The organism is Colwellia sp. BRX10-9 (assembly GCF_014077405.1).
Taxonomy (GTDB): Bacteria; Pseudomonadota; Gammaproteobacteria; order Enterobacterales; family Alteromonadaceae; genus Colwellia_A.
This window is the reverse complement of record NZ_JACGVV010000011.1, coordinates 1-18856: the sequence shown is the minus strand read 5'-3', so window position 1 is coordinate 18856 and position 18856 is coordinate 1. Positions and strand designations below refer to the sequence as shown.

Here is an 18856-nt window from a genome sequence, read left to right as displayed (position 1 = left end):
TTTAGAATCGTATAAATATTGAAAAATAAAGACGTTTACTAAGGCCCCATCTAGGGGCTTTATTTTGCTAACTATTTAATAAGTTTAAGCCATTGGTTGTTTAAATAGTTTTTTGCCTTCGGTTAATAAATGTTGAACCGCTGGATGTTTGACTTTACGTTCGGGTGAGATCAAGTAGTAATGTTCGGTTATATCATTGGTTTTTCCGATAATGCTCACGTTAAACTGTTCCATAACGTGATCTTCAATAATTGTTGGGGCACAAAAAACACCATAACCCGCCTGACCAAAATACTTAGTTAATATCGAATCATCAAACTCTCCAATAATTAATGGCGAGATACTCAATTGATTAAACCAAGAAAGTACACTTAAACGTTGATTTGTACCTTCACCAGCAATGAAAAATGATTGTCCATCGAGTGAGTAAGGAAAATTAGCCTGTAATTTATCAGCCAAACTTTGGTGAGCAAAAAAGCTAAAACCGCTTTTTCCGATAGCATGGCTATATGCCTTTAACGGGGAAGTCGTAGGCAGGGGAGTATCAGTTAATATCGCGTCTAATTTATTTATCGCCAACTCTCCAAGTAATACCTCTAAACTCGTTTCCTTACAGATTAATTTTATCGAACTATCCATGGTATAAATTTGCTTTAGGAAATGAAAAGAAAATACTTTTGCTATCACATCTGTAACACCTATTGAAAAGCGGGAAGCAAAATCTGCTGAGTGATTTTTAAGTGAATAAAGTAATTCGTCTCCTAAACTAAAGATTTCTTCGCTATAACTATATGTCAAGCGTCCCATTTCGTTCAGCACTAAACGTTTCCCTTTTCGTTCAAATAACAGGTAGCCTAATTGATCTTCAAAAGTACTGAGTTGGGCACTCAACGTTTGCGGAGTTATATGAATAATTTTTGATGCTTGGGCAATACTGCCATGTTTTACTATCGCATTAAAATACTGTAGGTGGTGATAGTTTAGTTTGGCCATAATGTTCTCTTAATGATTTACCTATAGCTATTAAAAATAATAATCCTTAGATTTTTTGTCAACTTTTTTCTAATAAAGAAGTAACAACAAACAGCTTTTATTGTTTTACTTTCGGATTGTAAAATATCTAGAAAGATAAAACTGCTTAGGTTAGGATGGTTAAGCACTAAAGTTGGCTATTATTGTAGTTTTTGCCATTACTTGCAGAATATTAATACGAGTGGTTATCTGGAAAATTAATTGAATTAAGGGATTTTAACAATGAAGTTCACTAAAAATTTTATAGCTAAATTTATTTTCGTTGGTTTTTTATTAGCAAGTGGCTCAGTATTTGCCGACTTTAAGTCTGATATTATTAAATCGTGTAAAGCATACCAACAGGGTATAGACCGTAGTGAAATTAATCCATGCAAACTTTATATCGATGGGTTTATCGATTCATCTTTGCTTTCAGAAAGTGCGGTAGTAAAACCAGAGGCGTTAATTGATAATCCTCGAGCGCCAGTCAGTGATTTTGTCAAAAGAGCCTACAATACTCGTGTTACAGCGAGGTCATCATTGACAGAGAAAGGCGGTGAACATGAGTTTTGCATTCCTCTTGAAGAAGACCGAAGGAAAGTGGTCTCTAAAGTAGCCAAGTCGATGAAAATAGATGACTTACAGACGAAATCTTTGAAAGAGGTATTATTTGAAGCGTTAGTTTCAGAATTTCCATGTTGATCATCAAGGCAGATAAATCGCTGTCTAGCGGCATGTAGAGCACTTCGCTACTTTGGTGTTTCACTTATCGATAATCACGTTATAACGTCTTATTTACTGTTGTTTAGTGCCGATAGAGCTATGTCGTTAACTTGGCATTTTTATTGTTGCCAACAAACTTGAATTATTGCTCAATAACCCGTAATGCTTAAAGGGCTGTTATATTAGCAGTTAGCTAATATTTAGTGAGTTGTGTAATTAAAAGTATGACAACTCTGCTTACCTTTTTCCTTCGCTTGGTACATAGCCGAATCAGCTTGTTGCATCAGTAATTCCGGTGAGCTAGTTTTATCTTTATTCCATGCCATTCCAACACTTGCGTGGCAATATAAAGATAACTTATCAATAATATAGGGTTCGTTCATTTTAGCTAAAATACGCTCGGTTACCTCATTAATTTCACTAATACAAACAACGTCTTTTAATATAATGGTAAATTCATCACCTCCTAAACGAGTCAATCACGCAAGAATCTAGAATAGAGTAACGAAAGCCTAATATTGGTAAGCTACTTAGTGATGCGCCAAAAAGCTATGCTGGCGACAACTAGCAAGATCATCGGATAAAAAGCACTTGATACCACTTCAATAGGTGATATTTTCAAGGTTGCTCCTAGCAGTAAAGCTTGCGCACCATAAGGCAGTAAACCTTGGTTAATACAAGCGTAAATATCTAATAAACTTGCCGAGTGTGCTGGGCTGACTTGTCCATCTTCTGCTAACTCTTTCGCTGTTTCACCAGTAACAATAATTGATACGGTATTATTTGCGGTAAAAAAGTTACAAGTAAATGCTAACGAAGCGATACCTAAACCGGCGGCACGTTTTTTATTGTTGGGGTTGAGCTTTCGCGCAAAGTGCTCAATTGCATGGGTTAGCGCGGCTAAGCCTCCTTGGCGTTTGATCAGTTCGCTTAAACCACCAATAAACAGCGAAAGAATGAAAATGTCTTGCATACTAGCAAAGCCAGCATTGATATCACTGACCCATGCCGATAATTGATAGCCATTGTCGTACATGCCTATTGCAGCCGCGAGGATAATACCAACAATTAATACGACAAACACATTAAGACCCATTAACGCTAACGTTAGTATGACCAAATAGGGTAGTAAGCCAAGTACGTTAATATCTTGGGTTTGTTCATGCGGAATACTAATTCCCATTGAAGCATAAATAATGAGACATAAAATTGCCGCAGGTACGGCAAATTTAAAATTGACTTTAAATTTATCTTTCATGTGCGCACCCTGACTGCGCGTCGATGCTATGGTGGTGTCAGATATTATTGATAAATTATCGCCAAAAATAGCGCCTGAAATAATACAGCCAGCAACAATTGAAGCGTCTAAATCAGCAGACTCTATAAAGCCTAATGCCACCGGCGCAATCGCAGCGATGGTGCCCATTGAAGTACCCATGGCGGTAGCAATAAAAGCCGCAACTAAAAATAAGCCTGGCAGTAATAAGTAATCAGGGAAAAAAGATAAACCTAGCTGAACGCTCGCATCAACACTCCCAGTTGTTTTGGCAACTGTTGCAAAAGCACCGGCGAGTAGATAAATAACACACATAGTAATAATGTTTGCATGGCCAGCTCCAGAAATAAATTGGCTTACTTGATCATTAATACTGTCTTTACCTAAATATATAGCCACTAAGATGGCTGGAATAATAGCGATGCTGGCGGGGAGTTGATAAAAAGCAAACTCAACGCCTTGTAGGGTAAGGACAATACCGGTGCCCAGAAATAAACCAAGAAAAACCCCAAAAGGTAACAGGCTAAGTAAACGCTTCTCTGGAGAAGAAATAACGATATCTTTATTCATAAAATTTATCTTTAACATTAAGTTAACGCTAGTCTATCGTAAACTAAATCGATAGCAAAATAATAACGAAAGCATAGCCATAACCGGAAATTATATAAAATAACCAAATGTCTTAAGTTCAAGCTACAGACCAGTAGCTGTTTATGTTATCCTATCGCGAATTTTTATCTAATTGCCATTTTTACACAATAACTGTGTCGGCGAAAACATAAGGAATATCATGTCAGAGAATACATTTGAAACAATTGAGCAACGTGTAAGTTACGGCGTAGGTCGTCAATTAGGTGATCAATTACGTAATAACCCTTTTAAAGAGTTTGACGTATCTGCTGTACAAGCAGGTTTGGCCGATGCTATTGCTAATTCAGCAAGCCAAGTATCAGACGAAGATTTAAATGCCGCGTTTTCTGTTGTTTCTAAAAAAATGCAAGAGTTAGAACAAGCCGCAGCTAAAGAAATGTCTGCTGAAGGCGAAAAATTCTTAGCTGAAAATGCTAAGCGTGATGAAGTAACTGTTACTGAATCTGGCCTTCAATATGAAGTTTTAGCAACAGGCGATGGCGAGAAGCCAACAGCAGCAAGCACAGTTCGTACTCATTATCATGGTACTTTCATCAATGGCGACATTTTTGATAGTTCTGTAGATCGCGGTCAACCTGCTGAATTCCCAATTGGTGGTGTTATCCCAGGTTGGACTGAAGCATTACAGTTAATGACCGAAGGTTCTAAGTGGCGTTTATACGTTCCTTACCATTTGGCATACGGTGAGCAAGGCTCACAAGGTGCTATACCACCTTATTCAACGTTAGTATTTGACGTTGAATTATTAGCAATTGTTAGCTAATTAGTTTTTAAAGCCCTCCGTTGAGGGCTTTTTTATGCCTGTATGTCGTGATGCCATAGATGGCAAAGAACGACGAATACGCTAAAATAATAAAATATAAACCCATAGTGATTAACCATAACAAAGCAATCAAGTAGGGATGTATGTTAGAGCAAGCACTGATCAAATTATTTAAAGATTATATTACTGCCTTTGAACATTGTGATTTAGAGGCAGCCCGCGCTTGTTATCATTTACCTTGTACATTACATACCCCAGATAAAATTGCTTATTTAGTGAATAGTGAAAGTTTCAATCAAGAGTTTAAAGATATTTTTACTGTTTTAACGCATGCAAAAACCCGAAAGATAATACCAATTACAGCAAGTTATAATTATGCAGATAATTCGTCTATCGATATATGTGTTGATTGGGCTTTCTTTGATGACAAAGATCAAGTTTTTGCTGATTTTACCGCATTTTTCCATGTAGTTAAGATAGATGAGCAGTTTAAAATAATGAGTGTTGTTTCACACGATTTATCCAATAGTATTGAATTAGCATTGCCATTAGCGTTAGTACGCTAAAGTAATCTAGTAGATAAAATAATTTTATAGAGATTAAAATGAAAGTAAAAGTAGCCATTTTAGGATGCAGCGGCCGTATGGGCCGTAACTTAATTCAAGCAGCCGTTGAGCATAAGTCTATTGAACTTGTTGGTGGTACGGTTCGAGCGTCTTCATCGTTTGTTAATTTTGACTTAGGCGAACTCGCCGGTATTGGTGCTATTGGCCAAAAAACAGCAACTAACTTAAACGACTTACTCGATGCTGATGTTTTTATTGACTTTACGGCTATTCAAACCACTTTAGACAACCTAAAATGGTGTCAACAACATCATAAAGCTCTCGTTATTGGTACCACGGGCTTCAGTGACGAGCAAGTGAGTATTATTGAAAAAGCAGGCGAACTTATGCCGGTGATTTTAGCGCCAAATACTAGTGTCGGTGTTAATTTAATGTTTAAGCTACTAGAAGTTACCGCAAAAGCAATTGGTGACTATACTGATATAGAAATATTTGAAGCACACCACAGATTTAAGAAAGATGCTCCATCAGGTACAGCAGTAAAAATGGGGCAAGTTATAGCAGACACTTTAGGTAGAGACTTAAATAAAGTGGCTGTTTATGGTCGCGAAGGTATCACAGGAGAACGTGATAAAGAAACCATAGGTTTTGCGACAGTAAGAGCTGGAGATATCGTTGGAGAGCACACCGCTTTTTTTGCTGATATTGGTGAACGGTTAGAAATCACCCATCGCGCAAGTTCAAGAATGACTTTCGCATTAGGTGCTATGAGAGCCGCATTCTGGTTAAGTGAAGCAGATAATGGTTTTTATGATATGCAAGATGTTTTAGGCTTGAAGTAATTTATTTTTAGAGAAAACAGTTACTTTTGGCTGTTTTAACTGAATATTCAATTAAACGCTTAGTTTTTACAATTATCGCTAGACGAACATGTGATACAAGCGTAAAATAAGTGGATTTTGTCAAAAATTTAGTAGTTCTGTTAGTAATAACGAAATTTTTGGCATTTTTTATGGGTGTTTCATTAGGAAACAGCCGACACGTAATTTGTACTTAATGATGTTTTTTAGTTGCATCGTTAAGCTTCTTTCTTCTTTACGGAGGTTAAATTGACTAAATCTGCCATTTTAGTGCTTGAAGACGGCACTGTATTTAAAGGCACCGCTATTGGTGCAGACGGAGCGGCTGTTGGTGAAGTAGTATTCAATACTTCAATGACCGGTTACCAAGAAATTCTTACCGACCCATCATATGCAGAGCAAATTATTACCCTAACTTACCCGCATATAGGTAATACAGGTACCAACAGTGAAGATGAAGAATCAAACACTATTTGGGCAAAAGGTTTAGTTATTCGTGACTTACCGCTATTAGCGAGTAATTTTCGAAATGAACAGAATTTAAGCGACTACCTAAAGGCACGTAATGTTTTAGGTATTGCTGATATTGATACGCGTAAACTAACACGTATTCTTCGGGAGAAAGGTGCTCAAAACGGTTGTATCATGACCATAGATACAATGTCTGAGGCTGCAGAAACAGACGCTTTAGCTCAAGCAAAAGCATTTCCAGGTCTTAAAGGCATGGATTTAGCGAAAGTTGTTTCAACCAAAGAACAATATCAATGGACAGAAGGTAGCTGGGAATTAGGAAAAGGTCATATTACCCCTGAAAACTCGAAGTTTCATGTAGTTGCTTACGATTTTGGTGCCAAACGCAATATTTTGCGTATGTTAGTAGACCGTGGTTGTAAGGTAACAGTAGTGCCAGCACAAACACCAGCCGCTGATGTTTTAGCAATGAATCCAGATGGCATATTCTTATCAAATGGCCCAGGCGATCCAGAGCCTTGTGATTATGCGATTTCTGCTATTCAATCATTTTTAGAAACACAAACGCCAATCTTTGGTATTTGTTTAGGTCATCAACTTCTTGGCTTAGCCAGTGGAGCGGGTACCATTAAAATGAAATTTGGTCATCACGGTGGCAATCACCCCGTGAAAGACTTTGAACGTAATGTCGTGATGATAACTGCGCAGAACCATGGTTTTGCGATTGATGAAAATAAAATGCCCGCGAATTTGAAAGTAACGCATGTGTCATTATTTGACCAATCAATTCAAGGTGTACATCGCACCGATAAGCCTGCATTTAGTTTTCAAGGTCATCCTGAAGCAAGTCCTGGTCCTGCAGATGCGGCACCATTATTTGATCATTTTATCGATTTAATGAACGAAGCCAAAGCTTAGCCCTTAAACAAGATATAGAGAGAACTGAAAAATGCCAAAACGTACCGATTTAAAAAGTATCTTGATCTTAGGCGCTGGCCCAATTGTTATTGGTCAAGCATGTGAATTCGATTATTCAGGCGCACAAGCCTGTAAAGCACTTCGTGAAGAAGGCTACCGAGTTATTTTAGTTAACTCAAACCCTGCAACTATCATGACAGACCCTGAAATGGCCGATGCAACTTACATTGAGCCTATTCACTGGGAAGTTGTGCGCAAGATCATTGAAAAAGAACGTCCTTGTGCGGTTTTACCGACTATGGGTGGGCAAACCGCTTTAAACTGTGCTTTAGAACTTGAAGCAAAAGGCGTATTAAAAGAATTTAATGTTGAAATGATCGGCGCAACAGCTGATGCGATTGATAAAGCTGAAGATCGTTCTCGTTTCGATAAAGCTATGAAAGCAATCGGCTTAGATACGCCAAATGCTGAAATTGTTCATACGATTGAAGAAGCGCACGCCGCTAGTAAAATATTAGGCTTTCCTTGTATCATTCGACCTTCATTTACTATGGGGGGTACCGGTGGTGGTATCGCTTATAACCGCGAAGAGTTCCATGAAATTTGTACTCGTGGATTAGATCTCTCGCCAACCTCTGAATTATTGATTGATGAATCATTAATTGGTTGGAAAGAGTATGAGATGGAAGTGGTTCGCGACAAAAATGATAACTGTATTATTATTTGTTCGATTGAAAACTTTGACCCTATGGGTATTCATACCGGTGATTCTATTACGGTTGCTCCAGCACAGACGTTAACTGATAAAGAATACCAAATCATGCGTAATGCATCGATTGCGGTTTTACGTGAAATTGGCGTAGAAACAGGCGGATCTAACGTACAGTTTGGTATTTGTCCTAACACTGGCCGCATGGTTATTATCGAGATGAACCCACGTGTTTCACGTTCATCAGCACTTGCTTCAAAAGCAACAGGTTTCCCAATAGCTAAGATTGCTGCAAAATTAGCGGTCGGTTATACGCTTGACGAATTAACTAACGATATTACCGGCGGCGCAACTCCAGCGTCATTTGAACCGACTATTGATTATGTTGTTACTAAGATTCCACGTTTTAATTTTGAAAAATTTGCTGGCTGTGAAGACCGTCTAACCACGCAAATGAAATCAGTTGGCGAAGTAATGGCCATTGGCCGTAACCAACAAGAATCATTACAAAAAGCGTTACGTGGCTTAGAAGTCGGCGTAAATGGTTTTGACTCTATGGTTGATGTTACTCAGCCGGGCGCTAAAACTAAAATTATGCACGAACTTCAAGAAGCTGGCGCTGACCGTATTTGGTATATCGCTGATGCGTTTCGCTTAGGTTTATCAGTTGATGATATTTATCGCTTAACTATGGTCGACCGTTGGTTCCTTATTCAAATCGAAGATATCGTTTTAGAAGAAGCTAAAGTTGCTGCCGGCGGTTTAAAAATATTAACCGCCGACTATTTGCGTAAACTTAAACGTAAAGGTTTTGCTGATTCTCGCCTTGCCGATTTAATTGGTATAGCCGAAGCTGAAGTGCGTAAAAAACGTCATAAAGCTAATATTTTCCCGGTATACAAACGTGTTGATACCTGTGCGGCTGAATTTAGTTCAGATACAGCTTACATGTATTCAACCTACGATGAAGAGTGTGAAGCAAACCCAACCGATAAAGAATCAATTATGATCTTAGGTGGCGGTCCAAACCGTATCGGTCAAGGTATTGAATTTGATTACTGTTGTGTACATGCGGCATTAGCATTACGCGAAGACGGTTATGAAACTATCATGGTCAATTGTAACCCTGAAACTGTTTCAACCGATTACGACACATCAGACCGTTTATATTTTGAATCTATCACTTTTGAAGATGTTCTTGAAATTGTTCGTATCGAAAAACCTAAAGGCGTTATTGTGCAATACGGTGGTCAAACACCGCTTAAATTAGCGCGTGCTTTAGAAGCAGCCGGAGTGCCTATTATTGGTACCTCTCCTGATGCAATTGATAGAGCAGAAGATAGAGAGCGTTTTCAACAAGCCGTTGAACGCTTAGGTTTATTACAACCAGAAAATGCGACGGTGACTTCATTAGAAGAAGCAATGGCTAAAGCTGAAGGTATTGGCTTTCCGTTAGTTGTTCGTCCATCTTATGTTTTAGGTGGTCGTGCGATGGAAATTGTTTATGACCTAGATGATTTACGTCGATACATGACAGAAGCTGTTAGTGTTTCAAATGATTCACCAGTCTTGCTTGACCATTTTCTTGATGATGCGATTGAAGTCGATATCGACGTTGTTTGTGATGGTACTGACGTTGTTGTTGGCGGTATTATGCAACACATTGAACAAGCGGGTGTTCACTCAGGTGACTCAGCATGTTCATTGCCAGCTTATAGCTTAAGCCAAGAAGTCCAAGATGTTATGCGCAAGCAGGTTACCGACTTAGCATTTGAGTTAGGCGTTATTGGCTTAATGAACACACAAATGGCGGTTAAAGATAACGAAGTTTACATTATTGAAGTAAACCCTCGTGCTGCACGTACCATACCGTTTGTTTCTAAAGCGACATCTGTGCCACTAGCTAAAATTGGCGCACGTGTCATGGCTGGCAAGTCACTAAGAGAACAAGGGATAACGAAAGAAATTATTCCACCATACTTTTCAGTGAAAGAAGTGGTTATTCCGTTTAACAAGTTTCATGGTAGTGATCCTTTGGTTGGTCCTGAAATGCGCTCTACGGGTGAAGTGATGGGCGTTGGCAAGACATTTGAAGAAGCATACGCAAAAGCTTGTTTAGGTGCTGGTGTATCTGTGCCTAAATCAGGTCGTGCGTTAATCTCTGTTCGTAACAGTGATAAAGTACGTGTGGTTGATTTAGCGAAACAGTTGGTCGCTTTAGGTTATGACGTCGATGCTACTCATGGCACAGCGATTATCCTAGGTGAAGCTAATATTCCATGTCGCTTAGTTAATAAGGTACAAGAAGGTCGTCCGCATATTCTTGATAGAATCAAAAATGGTGAATATAGCTATATTATTAACACCACAGAAGGTCGTAAAGCGATTGAAGATTCTAAAGTCTTGCGTGGAGGAGCATTGCGCTATAAAGTGGCATACACGACTACTTTGAACGCAGCATTTGCAACATGCCAATCTCATGCAGCTGATGATAGAAATACGGTAACATCAATACAAGAATTGCATAAGCAATGTAATTAATATTGAAGTATGTAAGGCATTTATTTATTATGAGATAAATGCTTTATAAAAAATTGTTATATAAGGGTGGTTATACTTTTTAAGTAAGCCACCTTTATCATTTAAAAAGAAGAGAGAAATGACAAAATATCCAATGACACTTCTTGGTGCTGAACAGCTGAAAGAAGAGCTTAGAGTTTTAAAAACAGAAAAACGCCCACGTATTGTTAAAGATATCGCTGTTGCCCGTGAACATGGTGATTTAAAAGAAAATGCAGAATACCATGCGGCTAAAGAAGAGCAGGGCTTTTGTGAAGGCCGAATTCAAGACATTGAAGGTCGACTGTGTAATGCTCAAGTTATCGATATCACTAAGATACCCAATCATGGCAAAGTGCTTTTTGGTACAACAGTTACCTTATTAAACATTGAAACCGAAGTTGAAGTCACTTATAAAATTGTTGGCGATGATGAAGCAGACTTTAAAACCGGTCGTATTTCATTAAACTCACCGATTGCCCGTGGTTTAATTGGTAAAGAAGTTGATTCTGAAGTTGAAATCACCATACCTGGTGGCGTTGTTGAATATGAGATTGTTTCAGTCGAATATATTTAATATACAGCTAGAGTAAACCCAGTTACAAGAGACCAAGCCCATTATGAAAATAATGGGCTTTTTTATGTTAAGCCCTGTTATTTTAGTACTTAAATCACGAGATCTTAAGATTGTCATACTGAATTTATTTCAGTATCTAAGTAACGAGATCCTAAGATCGTCATACTGAATTTATTTCAGTATCTAAGTGACCAGATCCCAAGGTCGTCATACTGAACTTGTTTCAGTATCTAAGTGACTAGATCCTAAGGTCGTCATGCTGAACTGGTTTCAGTATCTAAGTGACCAGATCCTGAAACCAGTTCAGGATGACGGAGTTTTTGTTGTCTACAAAAAAGCAGTACTTCAGCATTAAGGTGAGAGAGTTCAGGTTTAGAATAATATTTATGTCAGTATCAAAGTAACGAGATATTAATGTCGCCATACTGAATTAATTTCAGTATCTAAGTGACCAGATCCTGAAACCAGTTCAGGATGACGGAGTTTTTGTTGTCTACAAAAAAGCAGTACCTCAATGTTAAGGTGAGAGAGCTCAGGTTTAGAATAATATTTATGTCTCTATCTAAGTAACGAGATCCTAAGGTCGTCATGCTGAATTTATTTCAGTATCTAAGTAACTAGATACTAAGGTCGTCATGCTGAATTTATTTCAGTATCTAAGTAACGAGATCCTAAGGTCGTCATGCTGAATTTATTTCAGTATCTAAGTCACTAGATCTTAAAGTCGTCATGCTGAACTTGTTTCAGTATCTAAGTGACTAGATCCTGAAACCAGTTCAGGATGACGGAGTTTTTGTTATCTACAACAAAGCATGAATAATTCCAATCGTGTCAATAACAAAGAAAGATGATGTTTATAAAACGATTACTATTAATTGTTATCAACTTTTCGTAGTATTTAATGAATGAAGAATATAGGTTTTATGAGTTGATTTATCGTGGAGATAATATGAAAAAAGTAGCATTTGTTGGTTTAGGCGTTATGGGCTATCCAATGGCCGGACATTTACAAAAGGCAGGCTTTGATGTTTGCGTTTATAACCGTACGACTGCGAAGGCAGAACAATGGGTGCAAGAGTTTGGTGGCTGTTTAGCTCAAAGTCCAAGAGAAGCCGCCCAAGGTTGCGAGATCGTCTTTTCCTGTGTTGGTAATGACAATGATGTTAGGCAAGTTGTTTTGGGGGATGACGGTATATTCGCTGGCTTAGCTGTTGGCGCTATTTTGGTCGATCACACTACCGCTTCAGCAGAGCTGGCAAGAGATCTTGATGCACTAGCAAAATTGCAAAAAAAGCACTTTATTGATGCACCCGTATCCGGTGGCCAAGCAGGCGCAGAGAATGGTGTATTAACGGTTATGGCCGGTGGTGACTTGACTATTTTTGAACAAGTAAAACCCGTCATGGATGCTTATGCCCGTTTTAGTCAATTAATGGGCCAGGTGGGCTCGGGTCAGTTAGCTAAGATGGTTAATCAAATATGTTTTGTAAACACCGTACAAGGCTTAGCAGAAGGCCTTAACTTTGCCCAGAAGGCAGGTCTTGATACTGATAAGCTAATAGAGACCATTTCTAAAGGTGCAGCAGGTTCATGGCAAATGGATAATCGTGGTAAAACGATGTGTGCCCGAGAATTTGATTTTGGTTTTGCCGTCGATTGGGTGAGAAAAGATTTAGCTATGGCGTTCAGTGAAGCAGAAAAGATCGGCGCTGACTTAACCATTACTAAACAATTAGACGGTTATTATGAAGAGGTACAGAACAAAGGCGGTAGCCGTTGGGATACATCTAGCTTGATCGCTCGTCTAGATGATTAACAAGTTAACTTGCTAGCCGTCTGACAATTAAGATAGCCAAAAAATGTATTAGTATAATTAACGTCTTAAATTTAGCGTAAAAAATAGCCTGCATATAACTGCAGGCTTATCTTATGTGGCTCCTTAGCTCTTTCTTTGACTCTTTCTTTAGCTATGGACTTGAACCAGGGAGAAACGCTGACTTTATATAAGTACAGTCCGTTGCTCTGCCAACTGAGCTATTGAGCTTTCTCAGATCATTAAATTTAGTGTAAAAAAAAGCCTGCATATAATTGCAGACTTATCTTATGTGGCTCCTTAGCTCTTTCTTTAGCTATGGACTTGAACCAGGGAGAAACGCTGACTTTATATGAGCACAGTCCGTTGCTCTACCAACTGAGCTATTGAGCTTTCTCAGATTATTAAATTTAGTGTAAAAAAAAGCCTGCAAATATTTGCAGGCTTATCTTATGTGGCTCCTCAACCTGGACTTGAACCAGGGACAAACGGATTAACAGTCCGTTGCTCTACCAACTGAGCTATTGAGGAATTGTTCTTTATGTAGTTGCCTTTAATAATGAAAAGCGACTATTTTTATTCACTACTATCAATTAATTGAAGTAGTCATTCAAATAAAAAAAAGCCTGCAAATAATTGCAGGCTTATCTTATGTGGCTCCTCAACCTGGACTTGAACCAGGGACAAACGGATTAACAGTCCGTTGCTCTACCAACTGAGCTATTGAGGAATTGTTCTTTTCTAAAGCCGCTTTAAAATTCAAAGCCACTCATCTTAATTTGGCTCCTCAACCTGGACTTGAACCAGGGACAAACGGATTAACAGTCCGTTGCTCTACCAACTGAGCTATTGAGGAATTGTTTTGTTTGCCAAGGGTCTTGGCTAACGGGGCGAGATATTAAATGTCCGTGGCGGAACTGTCAACACAAAATGTAGAAATAAATCATTATTTTGTTTGTTTGCTTATTTTGTCGACACTCAGTCTGCTTTATCTTCAAGTTCAGTGCTTTTTTTACACTTGGGCTATATAAGTTACTATTACACAAAGTTATCCACTGAATCTGTGGATAACTTTGTGAGTTAAAGTGTAAAAAAGCGTAACTTGGGTGAAGAATGCACGTTACAGCTAAATGGCTATATAAAGATGATTTGTCTTTTTATATTTATAACAGTGACTTAGCTAGTTTTGTTGTCTACTTTACTATCTTAGTGTGATTTTTGTTCAACGTCAGTTTTTATACCCATTTGCAGTGAGTTATACAAAAGTAAAGATATTTCAACGTTATTATTTATTTCTTTTTAACATTAAATTTATATAAAAAATTAAAATGAAGTTGAAATAAAATATATACATAGCGAGTCTTATCACTATCTTTTACAATACTTTGCTATTCTCCTGCAAAGACAAGCAAAAGCTACCTTTAAATGACCGAAATAAATAAAAAGAAAAAAATCAATTTACTCGAAGACCCTGTTGCAGAAACCATTAAACGTATGACTATACCTATGATATACGGTATGGTTTTGTTAATGACTTTTAACTTGGTCGATACTTTTTTCGTTGGTTTACTCGGTACACAACCTCTCGCAGCAATCAGCTTTACCTTTCCTATTACCTTTACCGTGATCAGTTTAACCATAGGTTTGGGTATTGGCACATCAGCTGTTATTGCCAAAGCCTTAGGTAAAGGTAATGATGATTCTGCAAAAAACTCAGGCACAGCAGCGATATATTTAGCGGCAATAATTGTCGGTATTATATCTTGTGTTGGTTATTATTTTATTGATGAAACCTTTTTATTACTGGGAGCGAGTGAAAGTTTATTACCGCTTATTCATCAATACATGGATATCTGGTTTATTGGCAGTATTTGTTTAATTGGACCTATGATAGGTAACGCTATTTTAAGAGCATCCGGTGATACCAAAACGCCAAGCATAATTATGGGCAGTGCCGGTTTAATTAATGCGATATTAGATCCTATTTTTATTTTTGGATTAGGTCCTATACCGGCCATGGGAATACAAGGTGCGGCTATTGCGACGCTAATCTCTTGGGTTTTTGGACTCTTACTGGTTTTATATATTGTTGGTATCAAGCGACAATTAATTCACACTACGCTGTTACCTTTGAAAACATTTATTGCGTCGAGTCGAGGTATTTTACATATCGGTTTACCAGCAGCGGGAGCTAATATGCTTACGCCAATAGCCGCTGCTATTTTAACCGCTATTGTAGCAAATTATGGTGAGTCGGCTGTTGCAGCCTTTGGTGTTGGCTCTCGTATTGAATCTATAGCTTGTTTAGTTGTGCTGGCTATGTCGATGACTTTACCTCCTTTTATTAGCCAAAATTTTGGTGCTGGTAATATGCATAGGGTTGAGACAAGCTATAAAGCATCAACAAAGTTTATCATGGTATTACAATTACTTATTTATTTTCTACTGGTGTTAATTGCGCCATTTATCGCCGATGTTTTCTCTAAAGAACAAGCGGTAGCAGATATTATTGTACTTTTTATTTGGATACTTCCCTTAGGTTATGGTTTTCAAGGCGTCATTATTTTAACTAATTCTTCTTTTAATGCACTTCATAAGCCGTTAGTCGCATTAGTGCTTAGCGCTATCCGACTTTTTGTCTGTTATGTTCCTTTAGCCTATTTAGGCAGTGTTTATTATGGTCTTGAAGGGTTTTTCATTGGTGGAGTCTTTGGCAATTTTATAATGGCGATGATCTCATACCGTTTATTTGATAAACAATTTCCGCATGAATTTACCCAAGCAAAGGATGTTTCTTAATGAAATCAATGGATTTAAAGTCAGATTACACCCCTAATGGTGACCAACCAGCAGCGATTAAACAGTTAGTTGATGGTATTGAAGATGGCTTAGCGCATCAAACGCTATTAGGCGTTACTGGCTCAGGGAAAACCTTTACTATTGCCAATGTAGTTGCGACCTTAAATCGTCCGACAATGATGATTGCCCCTAATAAAACCCTTGCTGCACAACTTTATAGTGAGATGAAAGAGTTCTTTCCAAATAATGCGGTCGAATACTTTGTTTCTTATTATGATTATTATCAACCAGAAGCTTACGTGCCAACAACAGATACTTTTATAGAGAAGGACGCCTCTGTAAACGAACATATCGAACAAATGCGCTTGTCGGCTACTAAGGCCTTGCTAGAGCGTAGAGATGTTATCATTATCGCTTCAGTGTCTGCTATTTATGGTTTGGGTGACCCCGACTCGTATTTAAAGATGATGCTACACATTAGTGTTGGCGATATTATCAACCAGCGCGATATTTTACGACGCTTAGCTGAATTACAGTACAAGCGTAACGATGTCGCTTTCCAACGGGCAACTTATCGGGTGCGCGGTGATGTTATTGACATATTTCCTGCTGAATCAGATCGTTTGGCATTACGTGTTGAATTGTTCGACGAAGAAATAGAACGTTTGTCGATGTTCGATCCGCTGACTGGACAAGTTGACCGCACGCTAGATCGAGTAACCGTATACCCTAAAACACATTACGCGACCCCAAGAGATAAAATTTTATCAGCAATAGATAAAATTAAAATCGAGTTAAAAGAGCGAGCAACTTTTTTAAAGGATAATAACCGCTTAATTGAAGAGCAACGCATCGTGCAACGTACTCAATTCGATATTGAAATGATGACAGAGCTGGGTTATTGCTCGGGTATTGAAAATTATTCTCGTTACTTATCAGGGCGTGGGGAAGGGGAAGCACCACCGACTTTATTTGATTATTTACCTGACGATGGTTTATTAATTATTGATGAATCGCATGTAACCGTGCCGCAAATAGGTGCTATGTATAAAGGCGATCGTTCTCGTAAAGAAAACCTAGTGAACTATGGCTTTCGTTTGCCATCTGCATTGGATAACCGTCCAATGAAGTTTGATGAGTTTGAAGCGTTAGCGCCACAAACTATTTATGTTTCAGCGACACCGAGTAATTACGAGATTGAAAAGTCAGGTAATGAAATTGCTCAGCAATTAGTTCGTCCAACAGGCTTACTTGATCCTATCATCGAAGTTCGTCCAGTCGAAACACAAGTAGATGACTTATTATCAGAAATTCGAAAACGTGTCGTGATACAAGAGCGTGTTTTAGCGACCACGCTAACCAAGCGAATGGCAGAAGATCTTACTGATTACTTAGATGAACATAATGTAAAAGCCCGTTATTTACATTCTGACATTGATACCGTCGAGCGTGTTGAAATTATTCGTGACTTTCGTTTAGGTAAGTTTGATGTGCTCGTTGGTATTAACTTGTTACGTGAAGGTTTAGATATGCCAGAAGTCTCCTTAGTGGCGATTTTAGATGCAGATAAAGAGGGATTTTTACGCTCAGAGCGTTCACTTATTCAAACGATTGGACGTGCTGCCCGTAATATTAATGGTCGAGCTATTTTATATGCGGCGAAGATCACTGGCTCTATGAAAAAAGCGATTGATGAAACTGAACGAAGACGTGAGATGCAACATCAATACAACCTTGATAATAACATTACGCCTCGGGGAGTCATTAGCAAAATTAGTGATGCACTTCATAATGGTACGGTATCTTCAAGTAACACCTTATTAAATGTAGCTGAGCAAGCTTCAGATTATAAAATATTATCAATTAAAGATATTGATAAAAAAATTAAGCAGCTTGAAAGTGAAATGCTTAACCATGCTCAAAATCTAGAGTTTGAACAAGCTGCTAATTTACGTGATGAAGTGGCAAAATTAAGAGAACAGCAGCTATCTCGTTAAATAGATTTGTCATCACTTAAGCTCAAACATCATATATTGGCTGATGATGTTTGAGACGGACTCACAATTGCAATATGGCAAGTGGCTAATGTCATTGATTATTTTATCTTGAATATCTAAAGGAAACAGCATTAGCTGTTCAAGATAAAGATGTGCTTGAACTTCGTTATTATTATTAACGAAGTCCACCAGTCGACTTGCATGATTCTTCCAAATAACACTCATATACATTACCTCTGAAACTTAAATAACTTTATGCTCCTTTATTCATAAGCCAATCTAACGGTGATTAATGGTATGAGACGATGATCTTACCCCATTAAGCTCAGTTTAAGTTTAGAGTATCTCAGCGGAAGGGTTATATGTTTTAGGAATTAAAACCCTTTGTTTGCAACCTTGTTTTATAAGTAAGAGGTACTTTAGTGCTAACTATGTGATGTTTGATGATATTTAAAATTTTATGATCGCTGTAGACATCTCTATTAAGGTCAATTTAAATTTCCCTTAGGCGTTTTTATCTCAATAAACGACCCTTTACCGCTTTGTAAAGGGTGTTTTACTCTATCGTAGACAATAAAAAACCAGTCTAGTGACTGGTTTTTTTAATTTTACCTAGTGGTAAATATATACGCTATATAGGCCTATGGTTTAGTTGGACCTGCACCACTACGACTTACTGCGTTAGATACTCTTGCCATTTTACCCGATGAAGCATGCTTGACACGATCTTCACTAGCAATGAAGTCCGTAGGAACTTCATTCATGGTGGTAATTGATTCTGTTTTAGTCATTGGCGCAGATGATTTACCTGGCTTACTACCTTTACTAGAAACTTTCCCGGCTTTTGAGCTCACTTTAGGGCTTGGTTTTCTTGAAATAACGCGCTTTGGCTTTTCAACTGCAGTTTCAACTTCTTGCTCTGCAACTTGAGGTTCATCAAAAGGTAAATCTTGTTGAACTTCTGCTTTGCTTGTTTCAACCACGGTTGTCTCAACTACTGTTGTCTCAACCGTAGTTGTTGCTACAACAGTAGTTTCAACTGCTGGCTTTTCAGCTACCGGTGTATCAACCGTGGTCGTTTCAACGATCGTTGTTTCAACTAACGGTGTGGTAACAACCGTGGTTTCAACAACAGGTGCTTCAACAACAGGCGCTTCAACAAC

Annotated in this window: 13 protein-coding genes, 3 tRNA genes and 1 pseudogene; 10 read left to right on the top strand and 7 right to left on the bottom strand. The window is 38.2% G+C overall.

Annotation, left to right across the window (positions count from 1 at the left end; translation table 11 throughout):
• Positions 1 to 84: 84 nt before the first annotated feature.
• On the bottom strand, positions 85 to 993 hold the full coding sequence (nhaR, locus tag H4J69_RS08520) for a transcriptional activator NhaR (RefSeq protein ID WP_182244254.1): 909 nt from the start codon (positions 991 to 993) through the stop codon (positions 85 to 87).
• A gap of 261 nt (positions 994 to 1254) precedes the next feature.
• Between nhaR and H4J69_RS08515 the strand changes: the two genes are divergently transcribed.
• The gene (locus H4J69_RS08515; protein WP_182216292.1) at positions 1255 to 1713 is read left to right on the top strand and encodes a Rap1a/Tai family immunity protein; all 459 of its coding nucleotides are present in this window, start codon (positions 1255 to 1257) and stop codon (positions 1711 to 1713) included.
• A gap of 221 nt (positions 1714 to 1934) precedes the next feature.
• Here the strand turns inward: H4J69_RS08515 and H4J69_RS08510 are convergent, their stop codons facing one another.
• Both H4J69_RS08510 and H4J69_RS08505 read right to left on the bottom strand, forming a co-directional pair.
• Entirely contained in the window at positions 1935 to 2213 is a 279-nt protein-coding gene (locus H4J69_RS08510; protein ID WP_182222356.1) for a diguanylate cyclase domain-containing protein, read from the bottom strand.
• A gap of 47 nt (positions 2214 to 2260) precedes the next feature.
• Positions 2261 to 3580 (bottom strand): Na+/H+ antiporter NhaC family protein, encoded by a 1320-nt coding sequence (locus H4J69_RS08505; protein ID WP_182222355.1) that lies wholly within the window; start codon positions 3578 to 3580, stop codon positions 2261 to 2263.
• Between the two features lie 220 nt (positions 3581 to 3800).
• Between H4J69_RS08505 and H4J69_RS08500 the strand changes: the two genes are divergently transcribed.
• From H4J69_RS08500 to H4J69_RS08470, 7 genes are all read left to right on the top strand, one after another.
• Positions 3801 to 4424 (top strand): FKBP-type peptidyl-prolyl cis-trans isomerase, encoded by a 624-nt coding sequence (locus tag H4J69_RS08500; protein WP_182216286.1) that lies wholly within the window; start codon positions 3801 to 3803, stop codon positions 4422 to 4424.
• 143 nt (positions 4425 to 4567) lie between these two features.
• The gene (locus H4J69_RS08495; protein WP_182244253.1) at positions 4568 to 4990 is read left to right on the top strand and encodes a hypothetical protein; all 423 of its coding nucleotides are present in this window, start codon (positions 4568 to 4570) and stop codon (positions 4988 to 4990) included.
• Between the two features lie 38 nt (positions 4991 to 5028).
• Complete coding sequence (gene dapB / locus H4J69_RS08490; RefSeq protein WP_182216282.1) at positions 5029 to 5832, top strand: 4-hydroxy-tetrahydrodipicolinate reductase; 804 nt, start codon at positions 5029 to 5031, stop codon at positions 5830 to 5832.
• A 267-nt stretch (positions 5833 to 6099) separates the two neighbouring features.
• Positions 6100 to 7239, top strand: a complete 1140-nt coding sequence (gene carA / locus H4J69_RS08485) for a glutamine-hydrolyzing carbamoyl-phosphate synthase small subunit (RefSeq protein WP_182241928.1) — start codon at positions 6100 to 6102, stop codon at positions 7237 to 7239.
• 31 nt (positions 7240 to 7270) lie between these two features.
• On the top strand, positions 7271 to 10489 hold the full coding sequence (carB, locus tag H4J69_RS08480; RefSeq protein ID WP_070376487.1) for a carbamoyl-phosphate synthase large subunit: 3219 nt from the start codon (positions 7271 to 7273) through the stop codon (positions 10487 to 10489).
• A 118-nt stretch (positions 10490 to 10607) separates the two neighbouring features.
• Entirely contained in the window at positions 10608 to 11084 is a 477-nt protein-coding gene (gene greA, locus H4J69_RS08475; protein WP_070376488.1) for a transcription elongation factor GreA, read from the top strand.
• A 949-nt stretch (positions 11085 to 12033) separates the two neighbouring features.
• On the top strand, positions 12034 to 12900 hold the full coding sequence (locus tag H4J69_RS08470; RefSeq protein WP_182216280.1) for an NAD(P)-dependent oxidoreductase: 867 nt from the start codon (positions 12034 to 12036) through the stop codon (positions 12898 to 12900).
• Positions 12901 to 13352: 452 nt separating this feature from the next.
• On the opposite strand, the gene H4J69_RS08465 is transcribed toward H4J69_RS08470, so the two are convergent.
• The 3 genes from H4J69_RS08465 to H4J69_RS08455 form a co-directional block, all read right to left on the bottom strand.
• A tRNA-Asn gene (locus tag H4J69_RS08465) sits at positions 13353 to 13428 on the bottom strand.
• 123 nt (positions 13429 to 13551) lie between these two features.
• Positions 13552 to 13627 (bottom strand) — tRNA-Asn (locus H4J69_RS08460).
• Positions 13628 to 13677: 50 nt separating this feature from the next.
• Positions 13678 to 13753: transfer RNA gene (locus H4J69_RS08455), tRNA-Asn, on the bottom strand.
• A gap of 569 nt (positions 13754 to 14322) precedes the next feature.
• Between H4J69_RS08455 and H4J69_RS08450 the strand changes: the two genes are divergently transcribed.
• Both H4J69_RS08450 and uvrB read left to right on the top strand, forming a co-directional pair.
• A complete protein-coding gene (locus H4J69_RS08450; RefSeq protein ID WP_182244252.1) occupies positions 14323 to 15696 on the top strand; it encodes an MATE family efflux transporter in 1374 nt (457 codons plus the stop codon).
• Entirely contained in the window at positions 15696 to 17693 is a 1998-nt protein-coding gene (uvrB, locus tag H4J69_RS08445) for an excinuclease ABC subunit UvrB (protein ID WP_182222351.1), read from the top strand. The genes H4J69_RS08450 and uvrB overlap by 1 nt, the downstream gene beginning before the upstream one ends.
• Positions 17694 to 18334: 641 nt before the next feature.
• Here the strand turns inward: uvrB and H4J69_RS08440 are convergent.
• Positions 18335 to 18856 (bottom strand): annotated as a pseudogene (locus H4J69_RS08440) (hypothetical protein); the annotation flags it as partial.

Excerpts from the sequence above, each read along its gene's own strand:
- nhaR (WP_182244254.1), bottom strand. The coding sequence starts at position 993 with ATGGCCAAACTAAACTATCACCACCTACAGTATTTTAATGCGATAGTA.
- H4J69_RS08515 (WP_182216292.1), top strand. The coding sequence starts at position 1,255 with ATGAAGTTCACTAAAAATTTTATAGCTAAATTTATTTTCGTTGGTTTT.
- H4J69_RS08505 (WP_182222355.1), bottom strand. The coding sequence starts at position 3,580 with ATGAATAAAGATATCGTTATTTCTTCTCCAGAGAAGCGTTTACTTAGC.
- H4J69_RS08500 (WP_182216286.1), top strand. The coding sequence starts at position 3,801 with ATGTCAGAGAATACATTTGAAACAATTGAGCAACGTGTAAGTTACGGC.
- H4J69_RS08495 (WP_182244253.1), top strand. The coding sequence starts at position 4,568 with ATGTTAGAGCAAGCACTGATCAAATTATTTAAAGATTATATTACTGCC.
- dapB (WP_182216282.1), top strand. The coding sequence starts at position 5,029 with ATGAAAGTAAAAGTAGCCATTTTAGGATGCAGCGGCCGTATGGGCCGT.
- carB (WP_070376487.1), top strand. The coding sequence starts at position 7,271 with ATGCCAAAACGTACCGATTTAAAAAGTATCTTGATCTTAGGCGCTGGC.
- greA (WP_070376488.1), top strand. The coding sequence starts at position 10,608 with ATGACAAAATATCCAATGACACTTCTTGGTGCTGAACAGCTGAAAGAA.
- H4J69_RS08470 (WP_182216280.1), top strand. The coding sequence starts at position 12,034 with ATGAAAAAAGTAGCATTTGTTGGTTTAGGCGTTATGGGCTATCCAATG.
- H4J69_RS08450 (WP_182244252.1), top strand. The coding sequence starts at position 14,323 with ATGACCGAAATAAATAAAAAGAAAAAAATCAATTTACTCGAAGACCCT.
- uvrB (WP_182222351.1), top strand. The coding sequence starts at position 15,696 with ATGAAATCAATGGATTTAAAGTCAGATTACACCCCTAATGGTGACCAA.